The sequence below is a fragment of the Litchfieldia salsa genome, from assembly GCF_900104555.1.
In the GTDB taxonomy this organism is placed as follows: Bacteria; Bacillota; Bacilli; order Bacillales; family Bacillaceae_L; genus Litchfieldia; species Litchfieldia salsa.
In genome coordinates, this window is record NZ_FNJU01000002.1 from 179,826 (window position 1) to 194,553 (window position 14,728).

A 14,728-nucleotide genomic window follows, 5' to 3' on the forward strand; every position below is an offset into this window, starting at 1 on the left:
AACATTAAAAAAAGCCTAAAAAAAACAACACATGAAAGTGTTGCTTTAAATTATTCTGATTCTTTTTTCGAATCCTCAACCTTTTCCTCTTCTTCGGTCGTGTTATTATAAGGTGGTGAAAGTTTGACTTTAAGTAGGTCTTTCTCTTTTAGTATCGTACCTGGTTTTATACTTTGAGTTGTAACATAACCGTTACCTTCTACTTCTAATATGACTTTTGATAGGTTTGAGTATCTATTAAGATCGCGAAAAGACCATCCAGTCATATCAGGCATACTTACATCTCCACTAGTCTTTAAAAAGACTTTATCACCAGGTAAAGCAAACACGCCCTCATTAGGCAGTTGTTGAATAACTTGGGTACCATTTCCCAATACAACAGGAACAATGCTTTTTTCAACTAGGCGATCAGTTACTTTATTTACTGATTCATCCTCAAAACCACTTAATTCAAATCCTAACTTATCAACTTTCGCTTGTTCTGTTTCCTTTTGCTCTTCAGGTTCTATATTTAAATATTGTAAGCTATTTTTCATCACAGGATTAAAGATCTTCGATACAGGTTCTGCACCTGAAACCTCAAAACCTTTCAATTTTGGTTGCTGTACAGCAATATAAACGATTAGACGAGGGTTGTCTTTTGGTGCCATTCCTAGGAATGAGAATATGTTATTTCCATGACCAGTTAAGTAACCACCTTCAGGGTCAGGTATTTGAGCAGTACCAGTTTTACCTGCAACTTCATACCCTTCAATGTTATATAATTTTCCGGTTCCATTTTCAGTCGGAGATACAACTGTTCTCAATATTTCTAAAACACTTTGGGCTGTTTTTTCCGAGATTGGATTGCCCTTTATAACTGGTTCATGATCTTCAATTACTTCGTTTGTATCATGGTCCACAATTTGATCAATTACATATGGTTGCATCATTTTCCCATTATTCGCAATTGCAGTGGCTGCTTGTATTTGTTGGATTGGAGTAATTGCAGATCCTTGTCCAAAAGCAGTCGAAATCTTATCTCGTTCCCATTTGAAATTAATTGTACTATTAACTTCACCCTCAAGTTCGATTCCTGTAGGCTCTGTTAAACCAAAACGACCTAGGTATTGCTCTAGTCGATCGGTTCCTAATTTTTCATTCGCTAAAATCGCAAACCCTACATTTGATGACCTTTGAACACCTTCTAAGAACGAAATCGTTCCCCAGCCAACTTTATTATGATCTTGTATCGGTTTTCCACCTTTTATAGGATAGGAACCTGAATGGAAACGATCATCCCCGTTATATACACCTTCCTCTATTGCAGCAGCTAATGTAAAGATTTTCATAGTCGAACCTGGTTCAAACCGATAAGAAATCGCATCATTTAAGTAATTACTAATGTTCCTAATATTCGGGTCAAAGCTCGGTCTAGTACCCATCGCTAGTATCTCACCCGTTTTTGGATCTGCTACAATTCCAATGATTTTTTCTGGCTCATATTCTTCTATTACATTATTCATTGCATCCTCTAGAAAGGTTTGTATCTTTTGGTCAATAGTTAAATAGATATCATTTCCATTTTCTGGTGCTGTAATCTGTTCCTTGGCATCTGGTAAGCGAAACCCTTTTTTATCGCTTTTGTATGTCATAAACCCATCTTTCTCTTTAAGATAGGAATCTAATGACTTTTCCAACCCCAATTGTCCAATTAATTCTACCTTTGTTGGATCTTCTTCATCATATACTTTCTGAGCATAACCCACTACATTTGAAGCGAATGTTCCACTTGGATAATAACGCTTATAATCCCTGATAAAAGCAATCCCAGGTAACTCTAAGTCTTCAATTTTTTGTTTTAAGCTGTGGCTAATATCACGACCATTCGATCCAAACTCCACTTGCTTTTTATCTTTTGTCAAGATTTCTTCAACTTCAGCTACTTCCATATTCAAAAGAGGAGCAAGCTTTTTTGCAGAGTCTAGCGGATCTATAACATGACGAGGCTTATCCTCCTGGACAGTTAAGCTTTCATCCAAAATGGCTACAACCGTATATGCGGATGTATCTTGTGCAATCGATAATCCATTTCGATCAAAGATTGATCCTCTACGTGCTTCTATAATTCTTTTTTCACTATACTTCTCTTCTGCAATCGCAGCGAGGACTTGCCCATCGACTTCACCGTTTAATTGGATATACATAAATCTAGAAATCAATATAAAAAAGAGCACGGTAAAAAAAAGACTCACCAATGCTGCTCCTCTATTAATATTCTTATTCTTTATTTTCATTTTCATAAATATCAGTCTACAACCTTCACGTTATTCTCATTCAAGAACAAACCCATTTCTCTTGCTTTCGCCCATATACGCTCATACGAACTTTTTTCTTGTACCTGTACAGTTAAATCACTATTGATCTTAATTTGATCTTGTATGGAAGCTTCCATTGTTTGGATGTCAATGTTCTCATTATAAATCGTGACTTGATTAGAAATAATTTGAATCGACCCTAGAAGCATAGCACACACAAATATACTTGCCAATACTTTTTCCCCAAGAGTAATTTTTTTCCTTTTTCTAATAGCCACTTTTGTTTGAGGTGCTTCCTGTGGTTGAAACTGATGATTTGGTTTTGTTTTATAAGCTAAATTGCTCATGCTATACCCTCCCTAAGTTATACTCTTTCTGCAATCCTCAATTTTGCAGAACGTGCTCGATTATTCTCTTCGATTTCTATATCTGTTGGTATGATTGGTTTTCGTGTTATTAATTTTAATTTCGGCTTATATTCTTCAGGTATCATAGGAAGCCCATGAGGTAATTGCGGTCCTTCACTTCCCTTTTTAAAGACCACTTTACAAATACGATCCTCAAGAGAGTGAAAAGTAATCACACAAACTCTTCCATTTGGCTTAAGTAATTCGATTGATTGGGCAATTGCCTCTTCAAAAACTTTTAATTCATTATTTACAGCTATCCGAATTGCTTGGAACACACGTTTTGCGGGATGGCCACCTGTTCTCCTAGCTGGAGCCGGAATACCTTCTTTTATTAGCTCGACTAATTCTGTTGTTGTTCTTATAGGAGCTTGCTCCCGTGCGGCCTCAATCTTTCTAACTATTTGTTTTGAAAACTTTTCCTCACCATATTGAAAAAAGATTCTTAAAAGCTGCTCATAACTCCAATTATTGACTATTTCATAAGCTGTTAATGGCGAATCTTTATCCATTCGCATATCAAGTGGTGCATCGTGGTGATAGCTAAATCCTCGCTCTGGTGTATCAAGTTGTGGTGATGAGACTCCTAAATCAAATAAAATACCATCTACCTCGGTAACCCCATGCTCGTTTAACTTTTCAGTTATATGAGTAAAGTTACTCTTGATTAATGTAACTTTGTCAGTATACTTTGATAATTTTTCTTGTGCATGCTTAATTGCACTATCATCCTGGTCAAATGCATATAGTCTGCCATTACCTGTTAATCTTTTTGCAATTTCAGAACTATGTCCTGCACCACCAAGTGTACAATCTACATATATCCCATCTTCTTTAATATTTAAGCCTTGTACAGCTTCATCTAATAGAACTGTTTTATGTTGAAACATCGTAGCACCTCATTAAAAGACTTTGCTTAATTACTTATATTGTTTACAAAGAAAAGACTATTATATGTATCTAACAGAACATTAAATGTCAAATCCCATATTTTCAGCCATATCTGCGAAAGTATCTTCAGAATCTGTAAAGTACTCCTCCCATACTTCCTTGCTCCAAATCTCAATTCGGTTTGAGACACCTATAACAACGCATTCTTTTTCTAACTTCGCATATGAGAGTAGTGGTGTAGCAATGTTTATTCTACCTTGCTTATCCAATTCACATTCACTTGCACCAGAAAAGAAAAAACGTGTAAAAGAACGAGCATCCTTTTTGGTTAACGGGAGAGATTTTAATTTTTCTTCTAGTTGCTTCCATTCCTCGTAGGGGTATCCAAATAAACATCGATCCAAGCCTCTAGTCAAGACAAAGGCATCTCCAAGATGCTCTCTAAACTTAGATGGGATGATCATGCGGCCTTTGATATCAATATTATGATGGTATTCACCCATGAACATACCCTTGTCCCCCACTTTCTTCCTTCATGTTACCACAATCCCCCACTTTCCACCACAATAAATATAATTTTCCTCAAAATAAGAACTATTTTTTAATAATAAAAACCCCCTCTGGATCACCGAGGGGGTTTTGTACTCATATTTAAATCATTAGAGTCTAATGATTTTATGTTTACCATCTACTTCAAGTGGTACTTCTAACAGCTTATTTACAAAATCTAAACCATACTTATTTAAATAATAATAGATATTCCACACTCTTTCCTGTGGTGTTCTATTTGGTAAAATGGATGTTTCAATTCTTTCATACTTACTCAATTCAACATGATGTTTAAGCAGTATCTTTTTTTGAACAGCTTTAGTTACAAAGTCTAACTGCGATTGTATAAATTGGGAATTTTTTCCTAGTAGTTGTTCTAAACTATCGTCTACTCCCAACGCAGCTTCTCTTACCCTTTTATGAATTTGTTCTACTTGTTGTTTTGCTTCATCCACGATTTTAGTAATATCGTGGCCTGTTTGATTCATTAACCATTGTTCCTTGCTTGAGAATAATCCACCATTTAAAACGTTATTTATTGAAATATCTCGATCATCTAAGTCGGTTTCAATTGATCGCTCTAGGATCGTCATTGTTATACGCGGAACAATCGGTGGAAGTTTCATTCCCCATATCTCAAACATTTTTTTCAGTTCGGCCCAATAAGCAACTTCTCCGGGACCGGATATGAATGCGAGGGATGGAAATAATAATTCCTGCATTAAAGGTCTAGTGACTACATTATTACTTAATAAGGTCGGATGTTTTTTTGCAATCACCAATAGTTCTTCTTTAGTTATTTCTAATTGCTTATTTCTATTTCGAAAAAGCAGATTCTCTTTATCATATTCCAGTAAAAACCGTTCATTTTCATGATGATAGAATAAATTAGAGGATGATTCTGGCATTTCTATATTTAATGGATAACCTGCTTCCGTAAGGAATTCCTGCTGAGAACGAACAGCATCATACATTTCCTCATTTTTTTCGATCATTGAGACAAAGAATTCTGATTCAATTCCCCTTAATTCATTAGATGCAGAATCAAGCAACACAATTCCTGTGTGTCCAAACAAATCACTGATTATGGCTGCAAAAAAGTCAACATAGGATGTCGAGCGATCTAGATGTTGATTCAGCCTACTTAAAATATCTCTTGTAAAGGCTGTTTCGCCATACGATTCTAATACTTTATCAATCCACTTTTTGCATTCAACTTTGTCAATTTCAACTGAAGAAACCGGGGTTTTATCAAGTTGTTTTTGCTCAATCATCTTCTTTTTTATAGATTGTTTATTTTTGATATATATGTGGTTTATTTCTTGAAAATCGTGATCTTCACCAGCAATCCAGAACACTGGAATGACAGGAACATTCAGTTTTTCCTCCTGTTCCTTTGCAAGAGTCAATATTGAAATAATCTTATGTATTGTAAATAAAGGTCCTGTTAATAATCCTGCTTGCTGACCACCTATTACAACAAGACTTGTTGGATCAAGAAGTCTTGTGATATTATTAAACGTTTTCCTTCCAAGTCCGTACCTTCCATTAAACCCTTCTAAATATGAGGCTAATTTCTCTCGTGGGAATTCACGTAAAAGAAGATCTTTTTTTCTTTCCTCGTATATGAACTGGGATTGAAAATCATAATGAAAGAGTTCAGATGTATCCTTATCGGCCGAAACATAGTCAGCTACAAGTTTATTTGTAGAAGGAAGTGAAAGAGAGATAACCTCCATTATATTTACGTCCTTTCTAATATGTAAGTTTCTAGAATTGAGTATAGCATTTATTTTGAAGAAAGAGAAAAATCATGCTTACTCTCATACTTACTAATTATGTTGCACGTATAGCACTATAAATGACGCCAGTAACTAATAACACTAAATAACTTATGGCAAACAAAAGGAATGTAAAACGCCAACTTCCTTTTAATACTTTTTTCATATTAATTTCAGTGTTTTTTCTCCAATGAATCCAACCAAAAATTAAGACAGTACTTATCACTACAAGAATAATTAGCCATAAGTATGATTGATTCAACAAAACCAATAACAAATAATGAACAGAGAATATCAATAGAAGAGTACTTAAATCAATAGTGAGCAAAACAGTTTTTTTTCCATTTTTCAAGAATATAAATGATAAAAAATAGATAACTGCAAGTCCTATAATTGGCAATGTAATAATAGTTGCTGATAAGCTAGCTAATATTGAGACCATTTCAGTTCCTCCGTTCTTCTAGACCTTTAACTGCAGAATATAAGAAACTCGTTACCGGTAGTAACTTATTTTGTTCACGAGCTCTCTCCAATATATATCCTAGTATTGAATCAACTTCCGTTTCTCTACCTAAATCTATATCCTTAAGCATTGATGAACGGTTATTGGCGGTATTATGACAAATTGATACAATAAGGTCCCAAAGTTGTTCCTTATCCTGGATACTTATAACAGAGATCACTTCATCAAATAATTCCTGCATGGTTTTAATGAAAAACTGGTTGGACAATAGCCAACCATTCTCTACCCTGTAAAGAGCTGTTAATGGATTAATGACTGCATTAATAACTAACTTCGTATTCATGCTGGTTTGTAAACTCTTTTCGTTCCTTACATTTAACATATTTGCTTCTTCATAATTGAACATTGATATTAAATCATCAACACTGCCTTTATAAGCACTAATCTTAACTGCTCCAATGCCAGTATGCTTTACTGTCGTTACTGACATTTTCATTGCTCCATGTTCAACTATGCCGACCCCTACAGTTTTGTTATCCAATAAATCTAAAAGTCTCAAATGGCTCATTCCATTTTGTAGGAACAAGAGAGACGGTATCGTTCTTAATTCTTCTTCAGTTTCAATCAATAGATTTTCTAGATCATATTGTTTCACAGCTATAATAACAACCTGATGCTGTAACAGACCTGATGTCAAAGACTTTGAGTTAACCTTTCGATTTTTTAGTTCTCCCTCCCTTTCAAGAATAATACCACCTTGTCTCAATGCATTAGCTTGCATCTCATTTCTTGTATAAATTGTCACTTCATGAAAGGTTGATAAGTAGTATCCAAAAAGTAAACCTATTGATCCTCCACCGATTATACCGATATTCATTTCAATCTCTCCGTCAATTCAATATATTCTTATATTAACAAAAAGTAGGTCTTCCGTTTACTATTTTCGCTCTACTCTGACAAAATAAAGTAAAAAACAACAATCTCTTAGAAAAGGGCTTTGAAAAAATGTGAAATTCTACACAATAGTGAAAACGTTTTCTGTTACTTCCTATTACATTTATTGTATAGTATTAATATAGAATATTAGACATAAATATCAGAGTTAGATAACAGATTTAGTAAGAAATAGGCAGAGAGGATGTTGAGTTATGACTATTAAGGTTGAACGATTATTATTGAACTATAAAACACTCGAAGAGTTCAAAAAATTTAAAGAATATGGGATACAAGAGCTTTCGATGCTAGAAGATCTTCAAGCAAACATCATTGAAAATGACAGTGAATCACCTTTTTATGGAATTTATTTCGGTGGAAAACTTGTTGCTAGAATGAGTTTATATCAGGTAGATAAGAAATTTGATAAATATTTTTCTCCTCCTCAAGATTATCTTGAACTCTGGAAATTAGAGGTCTTAGGAGCATTCCAGGGTAACGGGTTTGGAAAAGCTCTAGTTGATTATGCGAAAGGTAAGGACCTTCCTATCAAAACAAATAAAAGAATACAATCAGGTGATTTTTGGCATAAAATGGGGTTTGAATCGGTAACTTATGATATGGAGAGAGATTTAGGGGAAAATCCACTCGTATGGTATCCAAAAGGTGTAAAAGAACAAAACAATTCTGAGCATGCCTAAAATTTTATTGCTATAATCCAAAAAACACGAGGAAGCTGTTTATAGAACGGCTTCCTCGTGTTTTTAGATCATCCTTATTTTTCAATTCGCTCTAAATTTCCGTTTCGATCCATTTGAAACTTCACTTTCTTACTTCTTTCATCTTCTTGCAATACAACCATTTTTCTTGCTCTTTCCATTATTTCAATTAAGGCTTTATAATCCTCTTCAATAATTTGAAGGTTATTTTCTAAAGCTACTTTCTCCGCTTTAATAGTATCTACTTCAACCTGCATCTGTAAAACCTGATTTTTCAACTGCTCATTTTCTTTCATTACATTGTGTAAATCCCTTTGTGAAGTTTCATATTTCTCTAAAAAGGATATAACATTTTGAATCGTTAAGGTGTTTGACTCTGCTTCAACTGGTTTTGCTTTACTACTATCCTTTGGTTCGTCTTGCTTTACAAACTCATCATCCATAGTAGGAACTTGTTTTCTCGATTCTTTTCTTTGTTTCTTGGCTAATTCAATACCTGATTTATATTGCTTACGCACATAGGAATTCCATCTAAAACCGCATGCAGCAGCAGTTCTTGTTAATTGTCTCCCTACTTCCTCAAATGCCGATAATTGAGTTCCACCTTCTCGAATATATCTTAATACAACCTCAGCAAGTAATAAATCTTCATCTTGTGACCATGCATCTTGACGAGTTGCAGTCATGTCTTCCCCTCCTAATACACGTTTTTTCTATACATATGCAAGTAGTAGAAAAGATAGACTAATGAACATTCTATTAAATGAAGAATTGGTTATTCTGTTATACCTTTAAATCTTAGAAAAAAGGAAGTTTAAGACTTTCTTTATTTATACAAAAAAAGTGATATCCCAGTCGGGATATCACTTTTTTGTTAACCATTAAGAAATTAATCGTTAACTACAACTTCTTTTCCTTTGTAAGTTCCACAAGCTTTGCACACACGATGAGCAAGTTTCATGTCACCGCAGTTTGGGCATTCTACCATACCTGGTACTGACAATTTGAAATGCGTACGACGTAGTCTTTTTCTTGTTTTAGATGTTCTTCTGAAAGGTACAGCCATATTCCCACCTCCTTAAAAGATAGTTAAGATGGATATGAAGGCCGGTAATATGCCGGTTCTTCTTTATCTTTTTAATCTTAGTTTTACATGAGTAATTTTTAAATTACTCACTTTTCTTTGTCGTCTTCAAAAAACTTAGCTAAGCCCGCTAGACGTGGGTCGACTTTTTTTGCCTTATCTTCTTCAGATATGACTTGCCAATCCTTCCCTTCTTGCGGTGCAGCTCCCTCAGCATTTAAGTCATTACTAAGGACTTGCATAGGTATTTCAAGGATTATAAGTTCCTTTATTAAAGGTAACAAATCGACAACGTCTCCTTGAACTTGGTGTGTTTCCTCGTCAGTATCATAATCTGACGTATGTCGTAGCAAAAATGTTTCAGTTGTAGTTATCTCAAACGGAAAAGGAACATCCACTAACGTTCTTGAACAAGGAAGTACCATTGAACCGGAAATTGTTAAATGAAAAGTTGCTTTTAAAGAACTAAGATCTACTCGACCTGTTACTCTCACAGGTGAAATATCTCTAATACTGTTCTTATCAAGTTCTTTTAAGTCTGTAACATCTACAATCTCATCAACAGTTAAACCTTTATGCTGCAACTGATTTAATTGACTAATTGTCCATTTCATATGAAATCACCTCAAGGCAACAAAGGTAATTATAGCTTTGCATAATATATTTGTCAATATTTTTTCTTTACACTATAATATAATCAATGTTGTTATTTATAAGTTTTACCATAAAAACAGGTAATATAGCAAGTAACGGTTTGAAAAATACAAATATTAATCTTACATTTAGGTGATATCCTTCCTTTAAATTGGAAGTTCACCTTATACTAAAGGAGTAGCTATTTTGAAAGCAGTTGGAGTGGTTGTAGAATATAATCCTTTTCATAATGGGCATGAATACCATTTAAGACAATCAAAATCGCAAACTGGAGCAGATCTTGTAGTCGCTGTGATGAGTGGAAACTTCCTTCAACGTGGTGAGCCTGCCCTGGTGTCAAAATGGTCAAGAACAAAAATGGCTTTGGAAAATGGTATCGACCTTGTTGTTGAATTACCATATGAATATGCTACACAAAAGGCAGAAACATTTTCAAACGGTGCTATTGCAATTCTAGATAAATTAAAATGTTCTTATTTATGTTTTGGAAGTGAACATGGTTCCATTCAATCATTTAATAATACTCTAAATTTGATTCAAAAAAATAGCAAAAGGTTTAATGAAATCATACGTACCGAAATGAAAAAAGGAATTAGTTATCCTATGGCAACATCACTTGCTTATCATTCACTAAATCCAGAATCCGCATACATTAACTTATCAACACCAAACAATATATTAGGTTTTCATTATTTGAAAGCTATAGACGAACAAAACTCAAAAATGCAACCACACACTATTCAAAGAACAAGTGCAAATTATCATGATGAAGATTTTACTTCCTCAACGATCGCAAGTGCAACGAGTATTCGAAAAGCATTATTTGAACAGAATAGAAACTTATTTATCGTACAAGACTATATCCCTCACACTACTTTTAAGGAACTGGAGAAATACATAGAAACGTATGGGCAATTACATCGTTGGGAAGATTACTTCAATCTTTTAAAATATAAGGTTCTTACCTCATCCCATGAAGAGTTATCAAATATATACGAAATTGAAGAAGGGCTAGAGTACCGATTCAAAAGAGAAATCATCGGGGCAACTAGTTTTAATGAGTTCATGGAGAACGTCAAAACAAAACGATACACTAGGACTCGACTACAAAGAGCATGCTTGCATATACTTACCAACTCTAGAAAATCTGTCATTAAACCTGATGATAATGATTGGAATAAACCAACATATATTCGCCTACTTGGCATGTCAAAGATTGGACAATCTTATCTACGTTCAATTAAAAAGGAAATTGACATTCCTCTCATATCCAAGTTATCATCATTTAATCAAAATCGAATTCAGCTAGACATAAATGCAACCTATACATATTCTATGGTCTTGCCTGAAGCAATAAGATCTCAGTTTATAAAAGAAGAATTCTCCACACCACCACTTCGATATGATGAAGATAAGGAGAAATACTTATAAAAAAGGCTGTTTTCACATAGATTGTGCTTTCATAGCCGCAGGCTGAATACACTCCGCGTCCGGCGGGTGACCAGTGAGCCTCCTCGTCGCTAAAGCTCCTGCGGGGTCTCACTTTGGCCACTGGTCCCGCAGGAGTCTACGTGTATTCCGCCTGCTTATAATTACTGTTTTAAATATTTTTGTCTAAAGCAACAAACTTTGAGAAAACAGCCTAAAAAAATGAAGCTATTAATAGCTTCATTTTTTTATTCCCTTATTGTTTCTAAATATTTAACTGCATCCTCAAAATAATCTACAGGTATAATCTTCATATCCGTGTTTATCTTCTTTGCAGTAGCAATTGCTTCTTTGTAGTTTGATCCCTCAATTCCTTCTTCGTTTGGAGCAAAGAATATATCTACTCCAGAAGAATCAGCTGCTACTATTTTTTGGGAGATTCCACCAATACGCCCGACTTTCCCTGCATCATCAATTGAACCCGTACCTGCAATTTGTAAGCCTCTAGTCATGTCTTCTTCAATTAATTGATTATAGATCTCAAGAGCAAACATTAAACCTGCAGAAGGACCACCTATTTTCTCAGTATCAATGACAATATTTGGTTCCGTGGTAACCTCTCGATCGGTCACTAAAGCAATACCAACTCCAATTTTGGTAGGATTATCCGGAAAAGGAACAATTGATATTTGGGTTGTAAGCTCGTTACCTTCCCTTTGATAGGATAAAGTAATTTGGTCCCCCTCTCTCTTTTGTCCAACATATTCTATAAATCCCTCAGCTGTTTGAAGTTCCTTCCCATCTACTTTAACAATTCGATCACCTGGCTCCAATTTATCTTCAGCAGGCATCCCCTCTATTAAGCTCATGACATAAATTCCATTATATTTATAATGAACATCTTTTTTTGCGTAATTATAAGCTACAATGACAGCTGACTCTTTAGAATCTTCCATTAAATGTAGTTGTCTATTCGTATATTCAGTATCACTTTCACCCTCCCTACGAATATCCTCTGTTGGATAAATCATATGGAAATCACTAACATGTGCCCATAAATATGAGAAAGGATTTGCTTTTCCCATTTTTACGGTTGTTAGCATGAAACTACCTTCTTCACTGAACCCATTTTCAACCTCTATGATTGGCTGGAGTTCTTGGGCCATACCTGGTTTTGTTATGTAATATGGTAGTTGGATAAATGATAGAATTAGCGCAATTCCAACTACTAATGCAAATACTCTAAAATAGGACCTATTCATTTTACATATCGTTCCCCTTCCAATTATCGATCAAATCCCTGATTTGTGGAATCATCACCCTAGCTGAATCTTCCCCAATCCTAATTATATCTTCAATATTTGTAAACGCACGTGAACTATATTGTGTTACAAGAGGACTAATCATAACATCAGCCTCCATAACCCTGTACTTCATAATTTCATTTTGCATAATTTCAATACTCTGCAAAATGACATCATAAATAGAAGTGATCTCTTCAATCATTTTAACCGAAGATACATCGACTGCAATAACGATATCTGCACCCATTTCTTTCAAAATGGATATAGGAACTTTATCTACTACCCCACCATCCACTAAAACTCTGCCGTCAATTCGTTCAGGAACAAGAATTCCAGGAATCGCGATACTTGCTCTTACAGCACTCGCTACAGGTCCTTTATTAAATACAACTCTTTCTCCCTTTAACAAATCAGTCGCAACTATTGAAAGAGGGATTTGGAGGTCCTCTATGTTTTTATTTTTGGTAAACATCCTTATAAGTTCTTTAACACGATTACCCGAGATAAAGCCCATTTTAGGAACTGTAAAATCTAAATAATATTTTCGTTTAAATGCATAGGCTAGCTTATAAAGTTTATCAATATCTAAACCTGTTCCATAAAAAGCACCTACTAACGCTCCCATGCTACTACCAGCTATAAGATCTATCGGTATATTTTCTTCTTTAAGTACCTTTATTACTCCTAAATGAGCAAAACCCCTTGCACCACCTGAACCTAGAGCTAATCCAATTTTAGGATTGTACAAACTATCCACCTCATCTCTTTATTTAAGAAAAAATAAATGTTGATTCAGAATATCTTGTACAATCTTATGGTCTAAATCCTGCACCTATACACGTATATTTAATTATATGTTTTAATTTATCTTCTTTTCATGTCCTGATGGTAAGTCATATTAATTTTACCATTTTGATTTAGTAAATGTATAGAAAGAAGAAAATAGGAGGCAGCTTGATTTGTTACATTCAAAAATAAAGACATTATTTTTAGCTTCTGGTGCATTATTTTTAGCAATCTCCCTTATATCTTTTCCAAAAGAATCGCTAGATGCTTCTATTCGGGGACTTAATATGTGGTGGGAGGTAGTATTTCCCTCACTTCTTCCTTTTTTCATAGTTTCAGAATTATTAATTGGCTTTGGGATCGTTAAGTTTATTGGTGTCTTACTTGAGCCATTAATGAGACCTTTGTTTCGGGTACCAGGTGTTGGTGGTTTTGTATGGGTGATGGGGCTTGCATCAGGATTTCCCGCTGGAGCAAAATTTACAGCAAGACTAAGACAGGAAAAGCAATTAACATCTTATGAAGCTGAAAGGTTAGTAAGCTTTACGAATGCTTCAAATCCACTTTTTATATTCGGGGCCATTGCTGTTGGCTTTTTTCATAATCCTCACGTAGGTGTAATCCTTGCAGTTGCACATTATATTGGTAATTTGTGTGTCGGATTAATAATGAGATTTTATGGACCTAATGAAAAAGGAAGTGCAAGGGATGGAAGGAAAGGTTCACAAATTCGGGAAGCTTTCAGAGCTCTACACTATACCCGTCTAGAAGAAAAGAGACCATTTGGTAAAATGCTCGGAGATGCAGTGACATCATCGATACAAACACTTTTAATGGTAGGAGGCTTTATTATCCTATTTTCTGTATTTAATGCTCTATTAGCACTCGTTAACTTTACTGATATATTAGCCCTTATGTTTTCATATGCACTTAAACTTTTCACTTTACCTGTAGAATTAGCAACACCTTTAATAGCAGGGTTATTCGAAATTACATTAGGTAGTCAAATGGCAAGCAATACGGCTGAGGCTTCATTGTTCTATCAGATTATCATTACAAGTTTTATTCTAGGTTTTTGTGGACTTTCAGTACAAGCACAAGTAGCAAGTATTTTGGCTGAGACCGATATACGCTTTAAGCCATTCTTTTTCGCTCGAATTCTTCACGGATTTATTGCAGCCTTCCTAACTATAATTTTTTGGAAACCGCTCTATATCAACCTTCAAGATCCAGCAAATGCAAGTCACGCTGTCACGGTATTCTTCCATAACCAAACAACCAATTGGGTCATACCCTTTTGGGAGAAAATATCTCAGTTCGGCCCAATTATCACCATCGCTTCTTTAGGAATTTATCTATGTATTTATGTCCTGAGAATGAGAAGTGTTCTACAATAGAGCCTGGGTTTTACAAATTATACTTTGTCTACACT

The 14,728-nt window shown here is 34.8% G+C and carries 15 protein-coding genes; 3 read left to right on the plus strand and 12 right to left on the minus strand.

The genetic code is table 11. The features are described from left to right. Positions 1-50: 50 nt before the first annotated feature. From BLQ56_RS04705 to BLQ56_RS04735, 7 genes are all read right to left on the minus strand, one after another. Entirely contained in the window at positions 51-2,282 is a 2,232-nt protein-coding gene (locus BLQ56_RS04705) for a penicillin-binding transpeptidase domain-containing protein (protein ID WP_090850465.1), read from the minus strand. Between the two features lie 5 nt (positions 2,283-2,287). Beyond that, positions 2,288-2,644, minus strand: a complete 357-nt coding sequence (ftsL, locus tag BLQ56_RS04710) for a cell division protein FtsL (RefSeq protein WP_090850467.1) — start codon at positions 2,642-2,644, stop codon at positions 2,288-2,290. Positions 2,645-2,661: 17 nt separating this feature from the next. Continuing rightward, positions 2,662-3,594, minus strand: a complete 933-nt coding sequence (rsmH, locus tag BLQ56_RS04715; RefSeq protein WP_090850469.1) for a 16S rRNA (cytosine(1402)-N(4))-methyltransferase RsmH — start codon at positions 3,592-3,594, stop codon at positions 2,662-2,664. An 81-nt stretch (positions 3,595-3,675) separates the two neighbouring features. After that, positions 3,676-4,104 (minus strand): division/cell wall cluster transcriptional repressor MraZ, encoded by a 429-nt coding sequence (mraZ, locus tag BLQ56_RS04720; protein ID WP_090850471.1) that lies wholly within the window; start codon positions 4,102-4,104, stop codon positions 3,676-3,678. 150 nt (positions 4,105-4,254) lie between these two features. Continuing rightward, a complete protein-coding gene (bshC, locus tag BLQ56_RS04725) occupies positions 4,255-5,883 on the minus strand; it encodes a bacillithiol biosynthesis cysteine-adding enzyme BshC (RefSeq protein WP_090850473.1) in 1,629 nt (542 codons plus the stop codon). Between the two features lie 97 nt (positions 5,884-5,980). Next, positions 5,981-6,367, minus strand: coding sequence for a DUF3397 domain-containing protein (locus tag BLQ56_RS04730; RefSeq protein ID WP_090850475.1), 387 nt, complete (start codon positions 6,365-6,367; stop codon positions 5,981-5,983). 1 nt (position 6,368) lies between these two features. Next, the gene (locus BLQ56_RS04735; protein WP_090850477.1) at positions 6,369-7,265 is read right to left on the minus strand and encodes a 2-dehydropantoate 2-reductase; all 897 of its coding nucleotides are present in this window, start codon (positions 7,263-7,265) and stop codon (positions 6,369-6,371) included. A 271-nt stretch (positions 7,266-7,536) separates the two neighbouring features. Here BLQ56_RS04735 and BLQ56_RS04740 point away from each other — a divergent pair, with 271 nt between their 5' ends. Then, positions 7,537-8,022: an N-acetyltransferase gene (locus BLQ56_RS04740; RefSeq protein WP_090850479.1), complete on the plus strand. Its 486-nt coding sequence runs from the start codon at positions 7,537-7,539 to the stop codon at positions 8,020-8,022. A 74-nt stretch (positions 8,023-8,096) separates the two neighbouring features. Here BLQ56_RS04740 and BLQ56_RS04745 read toward each other — a convergent pair whose 3' ends face one another. The 3 genes from BLQ56_RS04745 to BLQ56_RS04755 form a co-directional block, all read right to left on the minus strand. Next, complete coding sequence (locus tag BLQ56_RS04745; RefSeq protein WP_090850481.1) at positions 8,097-8,726, minus strand: RsfA family transcriptional regulator; 630 nt, start codon at positions 8,724-8,726, stop codon at positions 8,097-8,099. A gap of 203 nt (positions 8,727-8,929) precedes the next feature. Beyond that, entirely contained in the window at positions 8,930-9,106 is a 177-nt protein-coding gene (rpmF, locus tag BLQ56_RS04750; RefSeq protein WP_090850483.1) for a 50S ribosomal protein L32, read from the minus strand. A gap of 107 nt (positions 9,107-9,213) precedes the next feature. After that, positions 9,214-9,738, minus strand: coding sequence for a YceD family protein (locus BLQ56_RS04755; protein WP_090850485.1), 525 nt, complete (start codon positions 9,736-9,738; stop codon positions 9,214-9,216). Positions 9,739-9,964: 226 nt separating this feature from the next. On the opposite strand from BLQ56_RS04755, the gene BLQ56_RS04760 reads away from it, so the two are divergent. Then, positions 9,965-11,209 (plus strand): nucleotidyltransferase, encoded by a 1,245-nt coding sequence (locus BLQ56_RS04760; RefSeq protein ID WP_090850487.1) that lies wholly within the window; start codon positions 9,965-9,967, stop codon positions 11,207-11,209. Positions 11,210-11,454: 245 nt separating this feature from the next. On the opposite strand, the gene BLQ56_RS04765 is transcribed toward BLQ56_RS04760, so the two are convergent. Together BLQ56_RS04765 and BLQ56_RS04770 are read right to left on the minus strand one after the other, a co-directional pair. Continuing rightward, positions 11,455-12,468, minus strand: coding sequence for a SepM family pheromone-processing serine protease (locus tag BLQ56_RS04765; RefSeq protein ID WP_090850490.1), 1,014 nt, complete (start codon positions 12,466-12,468; stop codon positions 11,455-11,457). A gap of 1 nt (position 12,469) precedes the next feature. Beyond that, positions 12,470-13,258, minus strand: a complete 789-nt coding sequence (locus BLQ56_RS04770; RefSeq protein ID WP_090850492.1) for a patatin-like phospholipase family protein — start codon at positions 13,256-13,258, stop codon at positions 12,470-12,472. Between the two features lie 211 nt (positions 13,259-13,469). Between BLQ56_RS04770 and ylbJ the strand changes: the two genes are divergently transcribed. Continuing rightward, positions 13,470-14,693 (plus strand): sporulation integral membrane protein YlbJ, encoded by a 1,224-nt coding sequence (ylbJ, locus tag BLQ56_RS04775; protein ID WP_090850494.1) that lies wholly within the window; start codon positions 13,470-13,472, stop codon positions 14,691-14,693. The last annotated feature ends 35 nt before the right edge of the window (positions 14,694-14,728 follow it).